Annotated in this window: 15 protein-coding genes; 9 read left to right on the forward strand and 6 right to left on the reverse strand. The window is 64.3% G+C overall.

What is annotated here, in order from left to right:
- Positions 1-46: 46 nt before the first annotated feature.
- Positions 47-562, forward strand: a complete 516-nt coding sequence (gene rplJ, locus B4F07_RS01240; protein WP_293703457.1) for a 50S ribosomal protein L10 — start codon at positions 47-49, stop codon at positions 560-562.
- A 58-nt stretch (positions 563-620) separates the two neighbouring features.
- On the forward strand, positions 621-1,049 hold the full coding sequence (gene rplL, locus B4F07_RS01245) for a 50S ribosomal protein L7/L12 (RefSeq protein WP_293704352.1): 429 nt from the start codon (positions 621-623) through the stop codon (positions 1,047-1,049).
- A gap of 114 nt (positions 1,050-1,163) precedes the next feature.
- Here the strand turns inward: rplL and B4F07_RS01250 are convergent, their stop codons facing one another.
- Positions 1,164-2,246: a hypothetical protein gene (locus tag B4F07_RS01250; RefSeq protein WP_293703452.1), complete on the reverse strand. Its 1,083-nt coding sequence runs from the start codon at positions 2,244-2,246 to the stop codon at positions 1,164-1,166.
- Positions 2,247-2,532: 286 nt separating this feature from the next.
- Between B4F07_RS01250 and B4F07_RS01255 the strand changes: the two genes are divergently transcribed.
- Positions 2,533-3,561 carry a D-alanine--D-alanine ligase family protein gene (locus tag B4F07_RS01255; protein ID WP_293703449.1) on the forward strand — a complete coding sequence of 343 codons (1,029 nt, stop codon included), beginning with the start codon at positions 2,533-2,535 and terminating at the stop codon, positions 3,559-3,561.
- Complete coding sequence (locus tag B4F07_RS01260) at positions 3,558-4,406, forward strand: NTP transferase domain-containing protein (RefSeq protein ID WP_293703446.1); 849 nt, start codon at positions 3,558-3,560, stop codon at positions 4,404-4,406. Before B4F07_RS01255 ends, B4F07_RS01260 begins: the two co-directional genes overlap by 4 nt.
- Here B4F07_RS01260 and B4F07_RS01265 read toward each other — a convergent pair.
- On the reverse strand, positions 4,335-5,777 hold the full coding sequence (locus tag B4F07_RS01265) for a carotenoid oxygenase family protein (protein ID WP_293703443.1): 1,443 nt from the start codon (positions 5,775-5,777) through the stop codon (positions 4,335-4,337). The genes B4F07_RS01260 and B4F07_RS01265 overlap by 72 nt on opposite strands.
- 86 nt (positions 5,778-5,863) lie before the next feature.
- Between B4F07_RS01265 and B4F07_RS01270 the strand changes: the two genes are divergently transcribed.
- Positions 5,864-6,475 carry a TetR/AcrR family transcriptional regulator gene (locus B4F07_RS01270; RefSeq protein ID WP_293703440.1) on the forward strand — a complete coding sequence of 204 codons (612 nt, stop codon included), beginning with the start codon at positions 5,864-5,866 and terminating at the stop codon, positions 6,473-6,475.
- 117 nt (positions 6,476-6,592) lie between these two features.
- Complete coding sequence (locus B4F07_RS01275; RefSeq protein WP_293704353.1) at positions 6,593-8,380, forward strand: sensor domain-containing diguanylate cyclase; 1,788 nt, start codon at positions 6,593-6,595, stop codon at positions 8,378-8,380.
- A 158-nt stretch (positions 8,381-8,538) separates the two neighbouring features.
- Here the strand turns inward: B4F07_RS01275 and B4F07_RS01280 are convergent, their stop codons facing one another.
- The 4 genes from B4F07_RS01280 to B4F07_RS01295 form a co-directional block, all read right to left on the reverse strand.
- Positions 8,539-9,438 carry a TraB/GumN family protein gene (locus tag B4F07_RS01280; protein ID WP_293703434.1) on the reverse strand — a complete coding sequence of 300 codons (900 nt, stop codon included), beginning with the start codon at positions 9,436-9,438 and terminating at the stop codon, positions 8,539-8,541.
- Entirely contained in the window at positions 9,435-10,376 is a 942-nt protein-coding gene (locus B4F07_RS01285) for a TraB/GumN family protein (RefSeq protein WP_293703431.1), read from the reverse strand. Before B4F07_RS01285 ends, B4F07_RS01280 begins: the two co-directional genes overlap by 4 nt.
- 67 nt (positions 10,377-10,443) lie before the next feature.
- Positions 10,444-11,085 carry a hypothetical protein gene (locus B4F07_RS01290; RefSeq protein WP_293703429.1) on the reverse strand — a complete coding sequence of 214 codons (642 nt, stop codon included), beginning with the start codon at positions 11,083-11,085 and terminating at the stop codon, positions 10,444-10,446.
- Positions 11,051-11,266, reverse strand: coding sequence for a helix-turn-helix transcriptional regulator (locus B4F07_RS01295; RefSeq protein ID WP_137753487.1), 216 nt, complete (start codon positions 11,264-11,266; stop codon positions 11,051-11,053). The genes B4F07_RS01290 and B4F07_RS01295 overlap by 35 nt, the downstream gene beginning before the upstream one ends.
- A gap of 254 nt (positions 11,267-11,520) precedes the next feature.
- Between B4F07_RS01295 and B4F07_RS01300 the strand changes: the two genes are divergently transcribed.
- From B4F07_RS01300 to ppdK, 3 genes are all read left to right on the forward strand, one after another.
- On the forward strand, positions 11,521-12,402 hold the full coding sequence (locus B4F07_RS01300; RefSeq protein WP_293704049.1) for a glycine--tRNA ligase subunit alpha: 882 nt from the start codon (positions 11,521-11,523) through the stop codon (positions 12,400-12,402).
- Positions 12,403-12,538: 136 nt separating this feature from the next.
- Positions 12,539-14,806 (forward strand): glycine--tRNA ligase subunit beta, encoded by a 2,268-nt coding sequence (glyS, locus tag B4F07_RS01305; RefSeq protein WP_293704355.1) that lies wholly within the window; start codon positions 12,539-12,541, stop codon positions 14,804-14,806.
- A gap of 202 nt (positions 14,807-15,008) precedes the next feature.
- Complete coding sequence (gene ppdK, locus B4F07_RS01310) at positions 15,009-17,669, forward strand: pyruvate, phosphate dikinase (RefSeq protein WP_293704450.1); 2,661 nt, start codon at positions 15,009-15,011, stop codon at positions 17,667-17,669.
- Positions 17,670-17,699: the final 30 nt, after the last annotated feature.

The raw sequence follows: 17,699 nt of genomic DNA on the forward strand, positions 1-17,699 counted from the left end.
AGCGTTTCGGCGCCTCGCGCATCCGGGCACAGAGTGGAGTATAGGCATGGATCGTACGGAAAAGGCCGAAGCCGTATCCTCGCTGAACGCTACGCTGGCATCAGCTGCCTCGGTTGTGGTCGTCCGCAACCTCGGCATGACCGTCGCTCAGTCGACGGTGCTGCGCCAGCAAATGCGCGATGCAGGAGCCGACTTTCGCGTCACGAAGAACCGTCTTGCCAAAATCGCGCTCGACGGCACGTCCTACGGCGGGATCGGCGATCTGCTGACCGGCCCCACCGCGCTTGCAACCTCGACCGATCCGGTCGCGGCCGCCAAGATCGTGGTGGAATTTGCCAAGACCAACGACAAGCTTGAAATCGTTGGCGGCGGCATGGGCGACGTGGTGCTCGACGTGAATGGCGTCAAAGCGCTGGCTTCGCTTCCCTCGCTCGACGAGCTGCGCGCCAAGATCATTGGTCTGGTGCAGGCTCCGGCTACCAAGGTTGCGCAGATTGCCGCAGCCCCGGCTGGCCAGCTGGCGCGGGTTTTTGGCGCATATGCCGCCAAAGAAGCAGCGTGATTTCGAACTAACTTTAAACCTTACTGCCGGGATATCCCGGTTTTGATGGAGAATGAACATGGCTGATCTTGCAAAGATCGTTGAAGAACTGTCGGCACTGACCGTCCTCGAAGCGGCTGACCTGTCGAAGATGCTCGAAGAAAAGTGGGGCGTTTCGGCTGCCGCTGCTGTTGCTGCTGCTNNTCTCGAAGAGAAGTGGGGCGTTTCGGCCGCAGCAGCGGTTGCAGCAGCTCCGGCAGCTGGCGGCGGCGCCGCTGCTCCGGCTGCTGAAGAGCAGACCGAATTCGACGTCATCCTGACGGGTGACGGCGGCAACAAGATCAACGTGATTAAGGAAGTCCGTGCGATCACCGGCCTGGGTCTTGGCGAAGCCAAGGCACTTGTCGAAGGTGCGCCGAAGGCCATCAAGGAAGGCGTGAACAAGGCAGAAGCTGAAGAGCTGAAGGCCAAGATCCTCGCCGCTGGCGGCACCGTCGAACTGAAGTAATCAGTTCGCGGATCCGGTCGGCTCAGCCGATCGGCTTCTGACAAAAAGAAAGGGCGGCGCCGCGAGGCACCGCCCTTTTTTTGTGCGGTGAGGGGACCACCGCAGGAAACCGACTTAGCTGTTCGAAAAGCCCGGGCGGAACGTTGTCGTCGTACGGGTACGGGCCGGTTCGGGGCGGCGCACGTCCTGTTCCTGCATCACGGGCGCCGGGCGCTGAGCGATTTCCCAGGCACTTACTGGCTTGCGGGTCACGTCCTTCTGGGCTGCCAACGTGTCGGCATAGGCGATGCGCTCCTGACGATCGAGGAACCGCGCTCGCTTTAGGCGCTTGCTGAGGGTCGCAAACGGGTTTTCCGGCGTCGGACCCGTCATCGCCATGGCTTCATGGCGTCCCATGCTGCCGCTCGGCGCTGCGGCAAAGGCCGGGGTGGTCCGCAGTGCTGCCGTGACCGGCTCGCGCGGTGCATAGGCCGGGGTCACCCATTGTTCGGTTTCGTTTGTCACCGGCGCGCGCGCAGCAACCGGGTCGAAACGCTGGGCCGGAGCGTCATGGACAACCTCGTCATAAGTGACTTCGGTCGCATGGTGACGGCGACGGCGGGCAAGGGCGAGTCCGGCTCCGCCAATTAGGAGCAACGCGGCGGCGCCGCCAGCGATCTCCCAAGGGAATTCACTGCCGTTGGTCGTAGCCGTTTCGGCGGGCAACGGAGCCGCGTCGATCACCGGGTCGGTCGGCACGTCCATCGGGGCAGAGATTGGCGCCATTTCGGTGGTCGAGGGGGCTTCGGGTGCCGTCGGCGTAGTCGCTGCGGCCGCTGTCGGCGTGGCGGCTACCGGCGCGGCAGCGGCGGGACGGCTGCGTTCAGCCGCGCGCGGGGCGCGAACCGGAGCGGGCGCTTCGGTGCGCTGGGTCGTTTGCGGGGTCGGCGCAGGTTCAGTCGGGGCGATATCCAGCGGCACACGGATCACCGGCGTCGGGGTCGCGGTTTGCGCGGCAGGCGGCGCGGCCACCGGGGCGGGCGTGGTCGGCTCAGCCACTGTCGGCGGAGTTTGCGTCGTGGGCGCCGTCGGTTCTGCGACCGGCGGGGTCATCGTGATCGTTGGCGCTTCCTGGGCGAAAGCGGCGGGGGCGGAAAGGACCAGGAACGCGGCAATCGCGCTCGTGGCGGGGCGGGAGAGGGCGATATTCTTCATCATAGTGAAGGACAAACGAACCGCGTCGGAAAAGCGCTGCGCCCGATCGCGGATTTCCGCGACGAGCCGTGGCCGTCCGGCGGCGCGACGAAGATTTAGTGATGATTCATCGGGCTAGCGCATCGGCTTTGCGGTCAGCCGAACCACGCTGCCGGGTCGGCGTCACGACGCAAAAATCTAAATTTTCCAACACGTTAAAACAAAAAATGACATTGGTCTTGCAGTTTGCAGTCATCCATCGTCACCAATTCGTCATCGCCGCGCAACCTCGACGTGGTCGGTGCGGCCTATGAAAACGACCGACCTCGCGCCGACCCGGCTGCCCGATCGCCTGCGCGAAACGCAGCGCCTGTTGTTCATCGCCAAGCACGCCCGCTGGACCGGGGGGCTTCATGCCGACGACCGCAACCATGCGCTATATCACCGCGAGATGCGCGAGACGTTGGAGGGGCTGGGCATCAGGCTTTTGATCGCTGATGACTACGCCTTGCTATTCGATCGGCCCGCCGCCGACTTCGTGTTTCCGCTGCTCAACCGGGGCGGCTTCTTCAATTCGGAAATGCTGATCCCGTTGCTTTGCAACCGGCATGGCATCCCATATCTGGGCGCTTCGCCGATCGTCCGTGGCCTGTCCGACGACAAGCATCTGACCAAGCTGGAGGCCGCGGCGCGCGGTGTCCCCACCGCGCCTTGGGCCCTGTTCCGCCGCGGCGCGCCGGTCGATGTGGCGCGTTGCCCGCCCGCGCGGCGCTGGGTGATCAAGCCGAACAACAGTTCGGCGTCATGGGGCGTGCGCGACGCGCAAGATCGCGTCGAACTGGCGCAGGCGATCGCGGAAATCCACGCGCTCGACCATGATGCGATCGTCGAACCCTTTATCGACGGCAGCGACATCGAGGTGCCGGTCATCACGCTGGACGGCGAACCCGCGATGCTGCCGATGATGATTTTCGAGCAGGACGATCCGACACAATTGCGCACCTATCAGGAAAAGCGCGATCTGGTTGGCAACGTCGGCTATTCTATCAAACGCTTCGATGACCCGCTGATCAGTCGGCAGGTCGTCGAATATACCCGCCGCATGGCCGATGTCTTTCGTCCCTTCGATTATGGCCGCTTCGAGTTTCGGGTCGATCAGGCGACCGGCGACGTGCGCCTTCTTGAAGTGAATCTGAACTGCAACCTGTGGTCCGAAAAGCTGTTTTCGCGCTCGGCCACGATTGCGGGCTTCACCCATGCAACGCTTATTGAAACCATTGTTGCCGAGAGCATGATCCGCCAGATCGTTCCCGCGATGGCGCGGCGCGACGCCGCATGATCGGCTCGATCCTGATCCTCGCGGGCCGACGCGCGGGCGCCATCGATGCGTTGGCCGCCGCACATGGGGTCGCTGACAAATGCCTGGTTCCCGTCGCCGGGCGCCCGATGATCGCGCATGTGCTCGACAGCGCCGCGGCCGGGCAAGCGAAACAGATTTTCGTGTCGACCCATCATCCTGGCCTGCTCGCCGACCTGCCCGAATCGGTGATCCAGTCCTTGGGCGATCGCCTGATCATCGTCCCCGCTGCCGACAATCTGGCGGATTCGGTCCTCGCGGTCGCGGGTGTTGCCCGCTTTCCTCTACTGATCACGACCGCTGACAACTGCCTGTTGACGCCAGAGACGATCGCCGAGATTGAGGCGGAGGCGGCCCGCCTCGACGCTGAGGCGGGGGTGACGCTGGCGCGGCGCGAGGATGTGCTGGCGGTGCATCCAGAGGGGCAGCGCCGCTTCTATGAATTTTCCGACGTCGCGGTGTCCAACTGCAACGCCTATTGGATCGGCCATCCCGGTGCACTGAAAGCAACCGAGGCGTTTCGCGGCGGCGGCCAATTCGTCAAGAAGCCTTTGCGCGTGATGCAGGCGTTCGGTCTGATCAACCTCCTGCGCTTCCGCTTCGGCATGGGACCGATCCACCATATTTTTGCGCGTATTTCGCGGCACATGAAGGTCGAGATCGCCCCGCTGCTGATCAGCAACGGGGCGACGGCGATCGATGTCGACAATGAACGCTCGCTGCGCGTCACCGAGGCGCTGATGGCGCGCCGCGGGTCAGTCCGCCACCCAGTTCCCGTGAAACCCCGGCGGAACCCGGTGCGGCAGGTGAACGACAGCTTGCGGTGACCCGGTAAAATCGTCGGCGTTCAGGATGACGAGCGCGGTCGTTTCGTCGTTCATGTCGACGACCAGTCCGATCAGCCAGCCGTCATCCTCGGCGCCGTCGGCGCGGCGCGGGACAAAGACGAACTCGCCGGGATGGCGGCCGGGACCGAAATCATGGACCGCGGTCGTGCCGGCCTGCAAATCGTGGCGGAACAGCCGGGTGTCGCCGATCTCCATCTCGGTGGTTGTGCGGTCGGGGAGCGCGACCGAATAGACATAGCGATAGGGCTGCGTCGTCAGCCGCTCGTCGTAGCGCGGGAATTCCTGCGGATGATCGTGGATGACGGCGCGCGTCGTCGTGCCTGCAATCGGATCGATCGTCCAGCGCTCCATCCGCGACCGCTCGCTGTCGGGGCCGCGCTTTGAGCTGGCGAACATCGTCTCGTGCGCCACCACATCGACGATCACCTTGCCGTCCGCGGTCTCATACGCATTGGCGGGGTGAAAAACATAGCAGGGCTCGACCGGCACCCAGATGATGCTGTCGCCGCGGCCCTTCCGCGGAAGAAGGCCCACGCGCGCGGGGTGCGCGTCGTTCCACGCATAGGGGAAGCGATAGCCCGCGAGCAGCAGCTTCATCGAAAAGGTGACCGGCAGGTCGAACACCAGCGCGTAATTTGCGGTGATCGCGCAGTCGTGGATCGACGGGCCGTCGCTGACCGCAATCGCCTCTTCGCGGATGACTTGGGCGTCCTTGTCGAGCACGACGTGCCAGACCTTGTTTGGCTCGTCGCCGCGATAGGTGATCGCATGGACCTCGTCGGTGAACGGGTCGTGGTGGGGATGCGCGGTATAGGCGCCGACCAGCGTCCCGTCGAAGGGGTTGTGCGCGATGGTGCTCAGTTCATAATCCAGCTCGACCGGTTTGCCCCCGGCTTCGACGATTGCGAAGGTCCGACCGGCCAGGCCGACGACATTGGTGTTCGGCGCATCGTTGCGATCTTCGCGCGGGCCGAGAGGGATAGGCTCGCCCAACACTGCACACGCTTCGGTGCCGCGGACCCAGCGGTTGCGGTACCAATCGGCCTTGCCGCCCTCGATGCGGATGCCATGCACCATTCCCGCGCCGCTGAACCAGTGATAGCTGGCGGGATCGGGTGCGACAGCCGGGTTGGGGCCATTGCGCAGATAGCGGCCGGACAGCGCCGCGGGGATTGTGCCCTCGACGCGCAGCTGTTCCAGCGTCAGTTCCTCGGTCATCGGCTGGTGGATGCCGGTCAGATAGGGGTGCGCGTCGGTCGGGCGGGGCAGGCGCTTGCGGTTGAAATCGGCGACCTTGCCGATGCCTTTGACGACGGCGCCGCGGATCAGGGTTTCGACATTGCTTGCCATGGTGATGCTCCTTACGGATGGTAGCGAAAGTGGCGGACAGCGTGGAGGGGATTGCGCTGGCGACTCGGAATGTTTACGGTGACAACATGATCGAACAAGATAACAGTGTCAACATAAAAAGCGACGGCGCGAAGGCGGCGGGCGCTTATCACCACGGCGACCTGCGCGCGGCGGTGATTGCGGCGGGACTGAAACGGCTAGAGGCGGGCGACGATGGCGAATTGGGGCTGCGCGCCCTCGCGCGCGACGTCGGGGTCAGCGCCACCGCATTGTACCGCCATTTTCCCGACAAGGAGGCGCTGCTCGACGCGCTTGCCGACGAAGGGCTGCGGCGGCTGGGGGCGCGGCAGGCGCAGGCGTGGCTGAAAGCGGGCGGCGGGCGCAATGGGTTCAAGGCGACGGGGATCACCTATGTCCGCTTTGCCCACGACGAACCGGCGCTGTTCCGTCTCAGCTTCACCCGGCAGATGTCGGCACGCCACGCCAAAGTTGGTGGCGACGGCGGCGAAGTGGCCTATAATCTGTTGCGGGCCGGCGTGGGGGAGGCGTTGCCTGGGGTCGAAAATCCCGATACGGCGGCGTTGCATGCTTGGGCGCTGGTCCATGGTCTGGCCATGTTGATCCTCGACCGGCGGCTGGAGTGGGACGAAGCGATGGTCGACAATGTGGTCGGGTTGACCTTTGGCGGGATCGACTGAGCGCCGACGCAAACCGATCGCGCGGCGGGGGCCAGCGGACAGGGGTCAGAACACGGGGGTGAGGGGCAATGGCCAGATGTTAGCGGTTTCTTTCCCTCTTTTCGGTTAGTTGGACCGATGACCCGGCCCCTGTCCCCCCGAGTCGAGGCGGTTTTCTGGTTTCTTTTGACCGCTACCGGCTATTTCCTGCTGGCAAGCCTGTCGCTTTACGCGACCAAGGGCGCGGACAATATCGCCGCCGTCTGGCCGCCGAGCGGCTATTTCCTGGCGTTATTACTGTTGATGCCCTCGCGGCAGCGCATTGTCGCGTTCGTTGCCATGGCGGGCGCCAGCGTGGGCGCGAACATGATCGAAGGGGTCCCCGCTGCGGCGGCTGCCGCCTATACCGTCGCGAACACGGCCGAGGCGATCATCGCGCTGTGGCTGGTGCGGCGTCATAACGCGGGTGAGATGTCGTTCATGGCACCGCGCGCCGTCGGTCGTTTTTGCATCGCAGCGCTGATCGCCAGCGCCGCGAGCGCCGTTATCGCAACGCTGTTGACCCGCAATGGCTTTGATTTCCTGCTGTCGTGGATGACAACGGTCGGGCTGGGAATGTTGATTGTCACCCCGCCGATCGTAATGCTGGCGCGGATGGTCGGGTCGAACGCACTGAACAACGCGTCAACGGCGATGAAGTTGGAAGGCATTGCGCTGTTGACCATCGCCGCCTTTATCACCGGCGCGTCGTTCGCCCAGTCGGATTTCCCGGTCACCTTCCTCCCATGCGTTGCGGTGATCGTGGCGGCCTATCGACTGGGACCATTTGGCGCCGCCGCGGGGATGCTGATCGTGGCCATCATCGCGTCGCTGCTGACCGGCCAGGGCTATGGCCCGATCGCGGCGATGGACCAGGGCCAAAAGGTCGAGGTGCTGTTCCTGCAATTCTATCTGGTGACGATGTTGTTCATCGCGCTGCCGCTGGCGGCGTTGCTGGTGGTTCAGCGGCGGCTGGCCAAACGGCTGGAACAAAGCAATCGCTGGCTGCTCCAGGCCGAGGCGGCGGCATTGGTCGGCCATTGGCGTGTCGATCTGGTTGGCTGGACGATCACATGGTCGGATCAGACGTATCGCGTCCACGGGTTGCAACCCGGGATGCCAGTCGATGTGGACTACAGCGTTGAACAATATCTGCCCGACGACCGGGTGGCGGTACGCAAGGCGCTGGAAGAGGCGGTCCGTTCCGGCGAGCCCTTTGTGTTTCAGGGACGGATCCGGCGCGCCGACGGGGAAATCCGCTATGTCAAATCGCACGGGTCGATCGAAAAGGGACGCCGCGGCAAAGCGGTCGGCATTTTCGGGACAGTCCAGGATGTGACCGACACGGTCGAAAATGCGCGCATTCTGGAATCGGCGCGCAGCGCGGCCGAACGGATCGCCAACACCGACATGCTGACCGGCCTGCCCAACCGGCGTCATACGCTGGCATTCCTGGATCAGGCGCTTCGCCGGGCCGTACAGGACGGCGCCCCGTTGGCGGTCGCGATTTTCGACATCGACCATTTCAAGGCGATCAATGATCAGCATGGCCATGCTGCGGGCGACGAGGTGATCCGCCGCGTCGGCCAACGAGCGAAAGCATCGCTGCGCGACGACGACATGGTCGGGCGCTATGGCGGCGAGGAGTTTGTCTGCATCCTGCAAGGCCGCAGCGCGCTGTCCGCCGAACTGGTTGCCGAGCGGGTGCGCAAGGCGGTCCATGCCGACGCCGAAGGCGTTGCCGCAGGTTTACCGGCGGTAACGGTCAGCATCGGACTGGCGATCTTTGCCGGCGAGGCCAGCATCGAAGACCTGCTCCAGCGCGCCGACAAGGCACTGTATACCGCGAAGCGCGAGGGACGGAACCGCCTGCGCATGGCGGCCTGAGCGCGGGCCGATCTAGGTTGGTGCGAACCAGACGGAAAATCTTCGACCAACCAGAACCAGCCGTCGTTTTCATCGTCGCCCCCGCGAAGGCGGGAGCCGCTGACGATTTACGCGAGGGAACCGAAAGAGGCAGATGGCGGCCCGCTCCCCGCCGCCAATCACTGCACCCGCGTCACCCTCATCCCCTTGGTCTCGAGAATCGCCGGAACGCCCTGAGCTCCAATCAGATGACCGGCGCCCACCGCCATCAGCACGGTTCCGGGCTGCTCCATGCGGTTTTGCGCCCATGCCGCCCAGCGATGGTTGCGATCGGTGATGATCGCTTGGCGCGCCGCGGGAACCGCGTCGACATCCTCGTTGATCATGTTTTCCAGCGCCGCAACATCGCCGCGGCGCCAGGCGGCGGTCAGGGCGGTGATCCGGGCAACGGCATCGTCGGCGCCCGCGGCGGCGCGGGTCAACAGCGCGCGCTGGGTCGGCGCGTCGAGATTTTCGAACAGCATCAGCTGACTACGCGCGGACTCCAGCCCGCCGATCGGTTTGTCCGCCGCTTCAAAAGTGTCCGTCAGTCCTTTTTCGACTCCGGCCGCGGGCGACAGGTCGGCCGCGCGCGCGGCGCGCTGTCCGATCAGGATCATCACCGCCCAATCGTCGAGCGTGTCGCCGCCCAGTGCGCCGCCGCTCGCCTCCAGCGCGCGGTAGCGGGCGAGCGCTGCGCCGGACAGCCGCGCTTCGATCGGCAGCGGCGCGGGACGCGATGCCAGTGTCTGAAACATCGCGCCCGCCGCCGCCAGTTCGCGCGGCGACAATTCCATGATCAGCGCGTCGGACGCCGCAATCGCTTGTGCCACCGCGCCATCGTCCCAGTCGGTCCCGCGCGGCAGCGCATGCATCGTACCGAGCAGATAGATACGGGTATCGTCATCCTGGACCAGCCACATCGCCGGTCGCGCCGGCGATGCGGGTTTGTCGGTCCCGCACCCGACCAACAGCAACGGCAAAAGGGCCGCCGCAAAGCGGCGACCCCAATGGCCGGCAAGATTGGGTTTTGTCCTCAATACGCGATCCGCGTGGCGGTCAGGCCGCGGTCCTTGAGATAATCCTGCACGCTTTTTTCGCCCGCCAGATGCCCGGCGCCAACCGCGATAAATACCGTGCCTGGCTTGTCCATCCGCGTCTTGATCTGGTCGGCCCAGCGCGCGTTGCGATCATAGAGCAAAATCTGGGCGAGTTCCGGGGTCGCCGCCATGCTTTCGTTCATCGTGACCGCCAAGCCGTCGGGATCGCCCTTCGCCCACAGTCCGACCATCTTGTCGAGCATCGGCCCCAGCTTGTCGATGTCCTTGACCACCGCATTCAGGAACGCAACCTGCTGGGTTTCGGGCAGTTTGTCGAAAAAGCCGAGCTGTTCTTCGAGCGTTTCCAGCCCCGCGACCGGCTTGCTGTCGGCCTTGGCAAATTTGGTCAGCAGCTTTTCGGCGCCCTGTTCGGGATCATAGCCGAGTTTGGTCAGCGGCAGCACCGACAGGGTCATGGCCGGGAACCAGGGTTCGAAGCTGTCAAAGGCGTTGGCGGGTACGCCGACGCTGACCAGTGCGGCCTGATAGGCCTTGAGCTCGTCTGCAGTCAGGCGCGACGGGATGGTCTTGCCGGTCGTGTCCATTGCGAGCGGCATCATCGTCTTGGCCACCGCCGCCTGATCTTCGGGCATCACCAGTTCGAGCATCATCTCGTCCGACTTGTCGAACGCGTCCTTCACTGCCTCGTCGAACCAGCTGAGGCCGGGCTTGAGAACATGGACGGTGCCGAACAGATAGATGGTGGTGTCGTCGTCCTTGACCACCCACAGCGCCGGATCGGCGTCGGTCGTCGCAGTGGCCGCGGCAACCGGAGCGGGTTCGGCGGCGGTGGCGACATTGCTGCCGGGCAGGACCGCGCATTGCGCAAACGGAATGACCGCGCAGGTGGTGGCGAGGATTTTGAACCATTTTTTCATCGGAGAATGTCCTTTTGTCTATGGCACTTATGGCCGGAGGGGGTGGAGAAGAGGAGAGGGAAAGTGATTATCGGAACTTGTACCAGAAATAGATGACGGCGTTCGCGGCCAGCGACAGGCCGAACAGCGGCATGGCGTCGACCGGTGGCGCCAGATCGGCGCGCCATAACACCCACCAGACAGGGCAGGGAAAGACGAAGGCGTAAAAACCCGCCAGCCCGCCCAGATGATAAGCCTGCCGTTCATGGTCATCGACCGTACGGTGATACAGGATCAGCGCGATCGTCAGTCCGACGACCCACATCGCCGACAGTGCAATGGCGACCGGGGGGGTCAAGGCAGCGTTGCTGAACAAACCGTCGGTTCCGTCGCTGCCGGCCTGCATCACCATGGCGGCGACGAAACCTAGCGCGCCGGACAATATCAGGCTGATCCAGTAAAGGCGCTTGCGCGGCGACCAGCTGCGGAATGCGTCGGCGTGGCGGCGGACATAATAGGCGAGCGCAAGGCCGCCGATCAGGACCGCGACGACCGGCCCGATCCACGGCGCCAATACCGCATCGCCGCGTTCGGCGGCTGCATCATTGTACCCGGCAAAGCCGCCCGCCAGCATGGCGGTGCCGATGCCGATCGCGACCGGCCAGATCATGTTGGGCGCGCGACGCTTCTGGGGTTCATTCACCATCGTCATGTCCTTCATGGCCATCATCGAAAATCTCCTCGATCGGCATCGCGAACAGCCGCGCCAGTTTGAACGCGAGCGGCAGCGACGGGTCGTACTTCCCCGTCTCGATCGCGTTCACCGCTTGGCGTGACACGTCGAGCCGGTCGGCCAGTTCGGCCTGGCTCCAGTTCCGCATCGCGCGCAGCACCTTCAGCTGGTTGTTCATCGTCGATCCCGTTGTCAGGCGACACTGACCGTATGTCATGTGTCCATGACTAAATGACATGATTCGCTGACTGTGTCAACAAGACCTTACATCGCCCCGAAATGACGCGCTGCGCGGCACTTTCGCCAACATCCACGCCGCACGCGCCTTGACCCTGCACGCGCCCTGCGCCAAGGGCAGCGACACTTGTTGCACCTGCGAAAGAGCGGATAGTGGCCGACGCGGCAGAGACGAAATCCTTGAGCTTTCAGGACATGATCCTGACCCTGCACGCCTATTGGGGAGCCCGCGGCTGCGCGATCCTGCAACCCTATGACATGCGCGTCGGGGCGGGGACATTTCACCCCGCGACCACGCTGCGCAGCCTTGGCCCCGAACCGTGGAACGTTGCCTATGTCCAGCCCAGCCGCCGCCCGACCGACGGCCGCTATGGCGAAAACCCCAACCGGCTCCAGCATTATTACCAGTATCAGGTGATCCTGAAGCCTTCGCCCGCCGACCTGCAGGAACAATATCTGGGTTCGCTGGTCGCGATCGGCATCGACCCGCTGCTCCACGACATCCGCTTCGTCGAGGATGACTGGGAAAGCCCGACGCTGGGTGCGTGGGGGTTGGGCTGGGAAGTCTGGTGCGACGGGATGGAAGTCACCCAGTTCACCTATTTCCAGCAGATGGGCGGCTTCGACTGCAAGCCCGTCGCCGGCGAGCTCACCTACGGGCTCGAACGCCTCGCCATGTATATCCAGAATGTCGACAATGTGTACGACCTGCGCTTTTCCGACCCCGTCGGCGACGTGCCGGGGGTGAGCTATGGCGACGTGTTCCTCGAAAACGAGCGCCAATTCTCGAAATGGAATTTCGAGGTCGCCGATACCGACAGCCTGTTCGCAGGGTTCAAGGCCGCCGAGGCCGAATGCCAGCGCGCGATCGCCGCGAACGTGCCGCTGGCGGCCTATGACCAGGCGATTGAGGCGAGCCATTTGTTCAACCTGCTCCAGGCGCGCGGCGTGATCAGCGTCCAGGAACGCGCCAACTACATGGCCCGCGTCCGCGATCTCGCGAAGGGGAGCTGCAAGGCGTGGATCGACAGCCAGTCGGACGCATGGACCGCGAAATATCCGGGGTGGACGCTGTGATGGCCTGTCGTAGTTCCGCCGTCCTCTTCTCCGTTCGTGTCGAGCGAAGTCGAGACACGCAGCGGCTTAGCGCTGTCCTTCGCGGCATCTCGACTTCGCTCGATGCGAACGGGGTTTGGGGATCGGGGGATTTCAGATGACCGACTTCCTTCTCGAACTGCGCAGCGAGGAAATCCCCGCCCGGATGCAGGCCGGGGCGCGCGCCGAGCTCGACAAGTTATTCCGGGCGCAGATGGCGGCCGCGGGCATCGATGTCGGCGATCTCAGCATCTGGTCGACCCCGCGGCGCTTGGCGCTGATCGCCAAGAATTTGCCCGACGCGACCGCCGCGGTCAGCGAAGAACTCAAAGGCCCGCGCAGCAGCGCGCCGCCGCAGGCGCTTGAGGGTTTCCTCCGCAAGACCGGGCTGACTCAAGATCAGCTCGAAGATCGCGACGGCGTGTATTTCGCCGTCATCGACAAGCCCGGACGCGCGACCGCCGAGGTGCTGGCCGAGGCGATCCCCGCGATCATCCGCGCCTTTGCCTGGCCCAAATCCATGCGCTGGGGCAAGGACAGCGCGAGCAGCGAAAGCCTGCGCTGGGTCCGCCCGCTGTCGGGCATCGTCGCGATCTTTGGCGAAGAATTGATCCCGTGCGAAATTGGCGGGGTTGCGTCGGGCTATGCGACGCGCGGTCATCGCTTCCACTGCCCGGGCGAAATCACGATCGGTTCGGCGTCGGACTATGCTGAAAAGCTGCGCGCCTGCCACGTCATCGTCGACCACGAGGAACGGCAGACCATCATCCGCGACGGCGCTGCGAAGGCCGCGGCTGATGCGGGCCTGACGCTGGTCGCGGACGAGGGGCTGGTGATCGAGAACGCCGGGCTGACCGAATGGCCGGTGCCGCTACTCGGACGCTTCGACGAAGCGTTTCTGGAAGTGCCGCCCGAGGTTATCCAGCTGACGGCGCGCGTGAACCAGAAATATTTCGTCGTGAACGACGCGGCGGGCAAGCTGGCGAACGGCTTTGTCTGCACGGCGAATATCGATGCGGTCGATGGCGGGGCAGAGATTGTTGCGGGCAACCGCAAGGTGCTCGCGGCGCGATTGTCGGATGCGCGCTTTTTCTGGGAGCAGGATCGCAAGACGGCGCTGGCCGATCATGCGAAGAAGCTGGACCGGATCACGTTCCACGAGAAGCTGGGGACGGTTGCGGACAAGGTCGAGCGGGTGGCGAAGCTGGCCGAATGGCTGGCAAGCGCAGGCATCGTGCCGAACTGCGACCCCGCGCTCGCGCGGCAGGCGGCGGAACTGGCAAAGGCCGACCTTGTCACCGAAATGGTTGGCGAATTCCCCGAATTGCAAGGCCTGATGGGCGGCTACTACGCCCGCGCCGAAGGCTTGGGCGATGCAGTGGCCGACGCGATCCGCGACCATTACAAGCCGGTCGGGCAGGGCGATGACGTGCCGACGGCGCCGGTGACGGTGGCTGTGGCGTTGGCGGATAAGCTGGATACGCTAAGCTCGTTCTTTCTCTACGATATGGTCCCAACTGGTTCCAAAGATCCATTCGCGCTTCGGCGTGCCGCGATCGGTGTTTTGGAATTGCTAACTAAGAACAACATTAGAGTTGCGCTGAACTGGGCTCTAACGTTTCCTATGACGGGTGTTCTCGGCCGGAGCGTTGGTCTTGACGCATTTGAAGGAGCAATGGGCCTCGTTCAGGCCTTCGAGAATGCAGGCCGATCGCTGTCTGAAGGAGAAAAGCTCCAACTGATTGAAGAGGCCAAGGATCGAGCATTGGCGGGCCCTTTCCGTGATGAATTGCTCGACAACGTTCTTGATCCAGCGAGAGCGAAGCTGATTTCATTCTTCGCCGACCGTCTCAAAGTCCAGCAACGCGAGGCCGGTGTTCGTCACGACCTGATCGACGCGGTGTTCGCGCTTGGCGGCGAGGATGATCTGGTGCGGCTGCTAGCGCGGGTGAAGGCGTTGCAGGCGTTTATGGCGAGTGATGACGGGGCGAATTTGCTGGCGGGGTATAAGCGCGCGGCGAATATTTTGAAGCAGGCGGATATTTCCGTCGCCCCCGCGAAGGCGGGGGCCGCTGGCGGTTTACGCAGCGATGCGGGGGAAGCACCTCCAGCGGCCCCCGCCTTCGCGGGGGCGACGGATGTGGATCGTGCTTTGCTTGCCGCCCTCGACACCGCAGAACCCGCCGCCTCCGCCGCCGTGACCGACGAACGCTTCACCGACGCCATGGCCGCGCTCGCGTCGCTGCGCGCGCCGATCGATGCGTTTTTCGATGGCGTGATGGTCAATGATCCCAACGAAGCGGTGCGCGCCTATCGGCTCGGACTGCTCGCCCGATTTACCGGTGCGGTGCATGGCGTGGCCGATTTCTCGAAGATCGAGGGGTAAACCGACCTTTCATTCCCGTTCGTGTCGAGCGAAGTCGAGACACGTCGAAGGCGAGCGCGAAGGATAGCGTGTCTCGACTTCGCTCGACACGAACCGAGTAGGGGTGGGGCGCTTGAAACGGACGAAGCAAAACTGAATCGACTAACTGCGATTGCATTCCTATCCAGCCGCAACCTCCTCCCCGGGGCAGCAGGAGCATATGATGACGAAGATGGTGCATTTGTTCGGCGGCGCGGCCACGACGGCCGAGCGTTCGAAGGAATTGCTGGGCGGCAAGGGGTCGAACCTGGCCGAAATGGCCTCGATCGGCCTGCCGGTCCCGCCGGGCCTGATCATCACCACTGACGTCTGCACCGCTTATTACGCCAATGGCGAACAATTCCCCGCGGGCCTGATCGAACAGGTGACCGCGGGCATCACCCATATCGAAGGCATCACGGGCAAAAAGTTCGGCGACCCTGCCGATCCGCTGCTCGTGTCGGTGCGCTCGGGCGCGCGCGTGTCGATGCCGGGGATGATGGACACCGTCCTCAATCTGGGGCTCAACGACAAGACCGTCGTCGGCCTGTCCGAAGCGTCGGGTGATCCGCGTTTCGCGTGGGACAGCTATCGCCGCTTCGTCCAGATGTACGCCGACGTCGTCATGGGGCTCGACCACGCCGAGTTCGAGGAAGCGCTGGAAATCGCCAAGGAAGACCGTGGCTTTTACCTCGACACCGAAATGTCGGCCGAGGACTGGCAGGCGCTGGTCAAGGAGTATCAGGCGATCGTCGAGCGCGAAACCGGCGCGCCGTTCCCGCAAGAACCGAACGACCAGCTTTGGGGCGCGGTTGGCGCGGTGTTCGCGAGCTGGGAAAGCGACCGCGCGAAAGTCTATCGCCGCATCAATTCGATCCCCGGCGAATGGGGCACCGCGGTCAGCGTTCAGGCGATGGTATTCGGCAATATGGGCGACACGTCGGCAACCGGCGTCGCCTTCACCCGCGATCCCGCGACGGGCGAGCATGCCTGGTACGGCGAATGGCTGATCAACGCGCAGGGCGAGGACGTCGTCGCGGGCATTCGCACCCCGCAATATCTGACCAAAGCCGCGCGCGAGCGGGCCGGGGCCAAGCCGCTGTCGATGGAAGAGGCGATGCCCGAAACCTTCGGCGAGCTGGGCCGCGTCTTCGATACGCTCGAAACCCATTACCGCGACATGCAGGACATCGAGTTCACCGTCGAGCGTGGGACGCTGTGGATGCTGCAAACGCGGTCGGGCAAGCGCACCGCCAAGGCGGCGTTGAAGATCGCGGTCGATATGGCGGCTGAAGGACTGATTTCGGAAGAGGAAGCCGTGGGCCGCGTTGATCCCGGTGCGCTCGACCAGCTGCTCCACCCGACGCTCGACCCCGATGCGCCGCGCGATGTGCTGACCAAGGGGCTGCCCGCCAGCCCTGGCGCCGCGTCGGGCAAGATCATGTTTACCGCCGATGCTGCCGAAAAGGCTGCGGAGATGGGCGAGGCGGTGATTCTGGTGCGTGTCGAGACGTCGCCCGAAGACATCCACGGCATGCATGCAGCGAAGGGCATTCTGACCGCGCGCGGCGGGATGACCAGCCATGCGGCGGTCGTTGCGCGTGGCATGGGGCGTCCGTGCGTCTCAGGCGCCGGTGGGCTGTCGATCGACGGCAATGCGCGCGTGCTGCGCGTCGCCGGGCGCGAACTGCGCGAAGGCGACATCATCACCCTCGACGGATCGACCGGCGAAGTGATGGCGGGCGAGGTCAACACGCTGCTGCCCGAACTGGTCGGCGATTTCGGCACCCTGATGGTGTGGGCCGACAAGGTCCGCCGCATGAAAGTGCGCGCCAACGCCGAAACGCCCCAGGACGCCCAAGTCGCGCGCGACTTTGGCGCCGAGGGCATCGGGCTTTGCCGCACCGAGCATATGTTCTTCGACGCGGCGCGGATCACCGCGGTGCGCGAGATGATCCTGGCCGAGAATGAGGCGGGCCGCCGCGTCGCGCTCGCCAAATTGCTTCCCGAGCAGCGGGCGGATTTCGCCGGGATTTTCGAGGTGATGGCGGGGCTGCCGGTCACCATCCGCTTGCTCGATCCGCCGCTGCATGAGTTTTTGCCGACGCGCGAAGAGGATTTCGCCGACGTTGCGGCGGCTGCGGGCGTGGGCATCGAGGCGCTGAAGGCGCGCGCGAACGAACTGCACGAATTCAACCCGATGCTGGGCCATCGGGGTTGCCGGTTGGGGGTCACCTATCCCGAAATTTATGAGATGCAGGCGCGCGCGATTTTCGAGGCGGCGTGCGACGTGGCCGCCGCCACCGGTGCGGCACCCATCCCCGAGGTGATGATCCCGCTGGTGGCGACGCGGCGTGAATTCGACCTGATGAAGGCTGTCGTCGATGCACAGGCGAAGGCGGTGTTCGCCGAAAAGGGCCGCGAGATCGCGTATCTCGTCGGTACGATGATCGAACTGCCGCGCGCCGCGCTGATGGCGGGTGAGATTGCCGAAACCGCTGAATTCTTCAGCTTCGGCACCAACGACCTGACCCAGACGACGATCGGCATCAGCCGCGACGACGCAGGCCGCTTCCTGACGCAATATGTCGACAAGGGCATCTTCCTGACCGACCCGTTTGTCAGCCTCGACGTCGAAGGCGTCGGGCAGCTGATCGAGCTGGCGGCGGAACGCGGTCGGAAGACGCGCCCCGACGTCAAGCTGGGGATTTGCGGCGAGCATGGCGGCGACGCGCCGAGCATCCATTTCTGCGAAAAAACCGGCCTCGACTATGTCAGCGCCTCGCCCTACCGTGTGCCGATTGCACGGCTGGCGGCAGCACAGGCGGCGTTGAAAGCGAAATAGTCGTCGCCCCCGCGAAGGCGACGACGGGGG

Source organism: Sphingopyxis sp. UBA6723, from assembly GCF_002454115.1.
GTDB lineage: Bacteria > Pseudomonadota > Alphaproteobacteria > Sphingomonadales > Sphingomonadaceae > Sphingopyxis.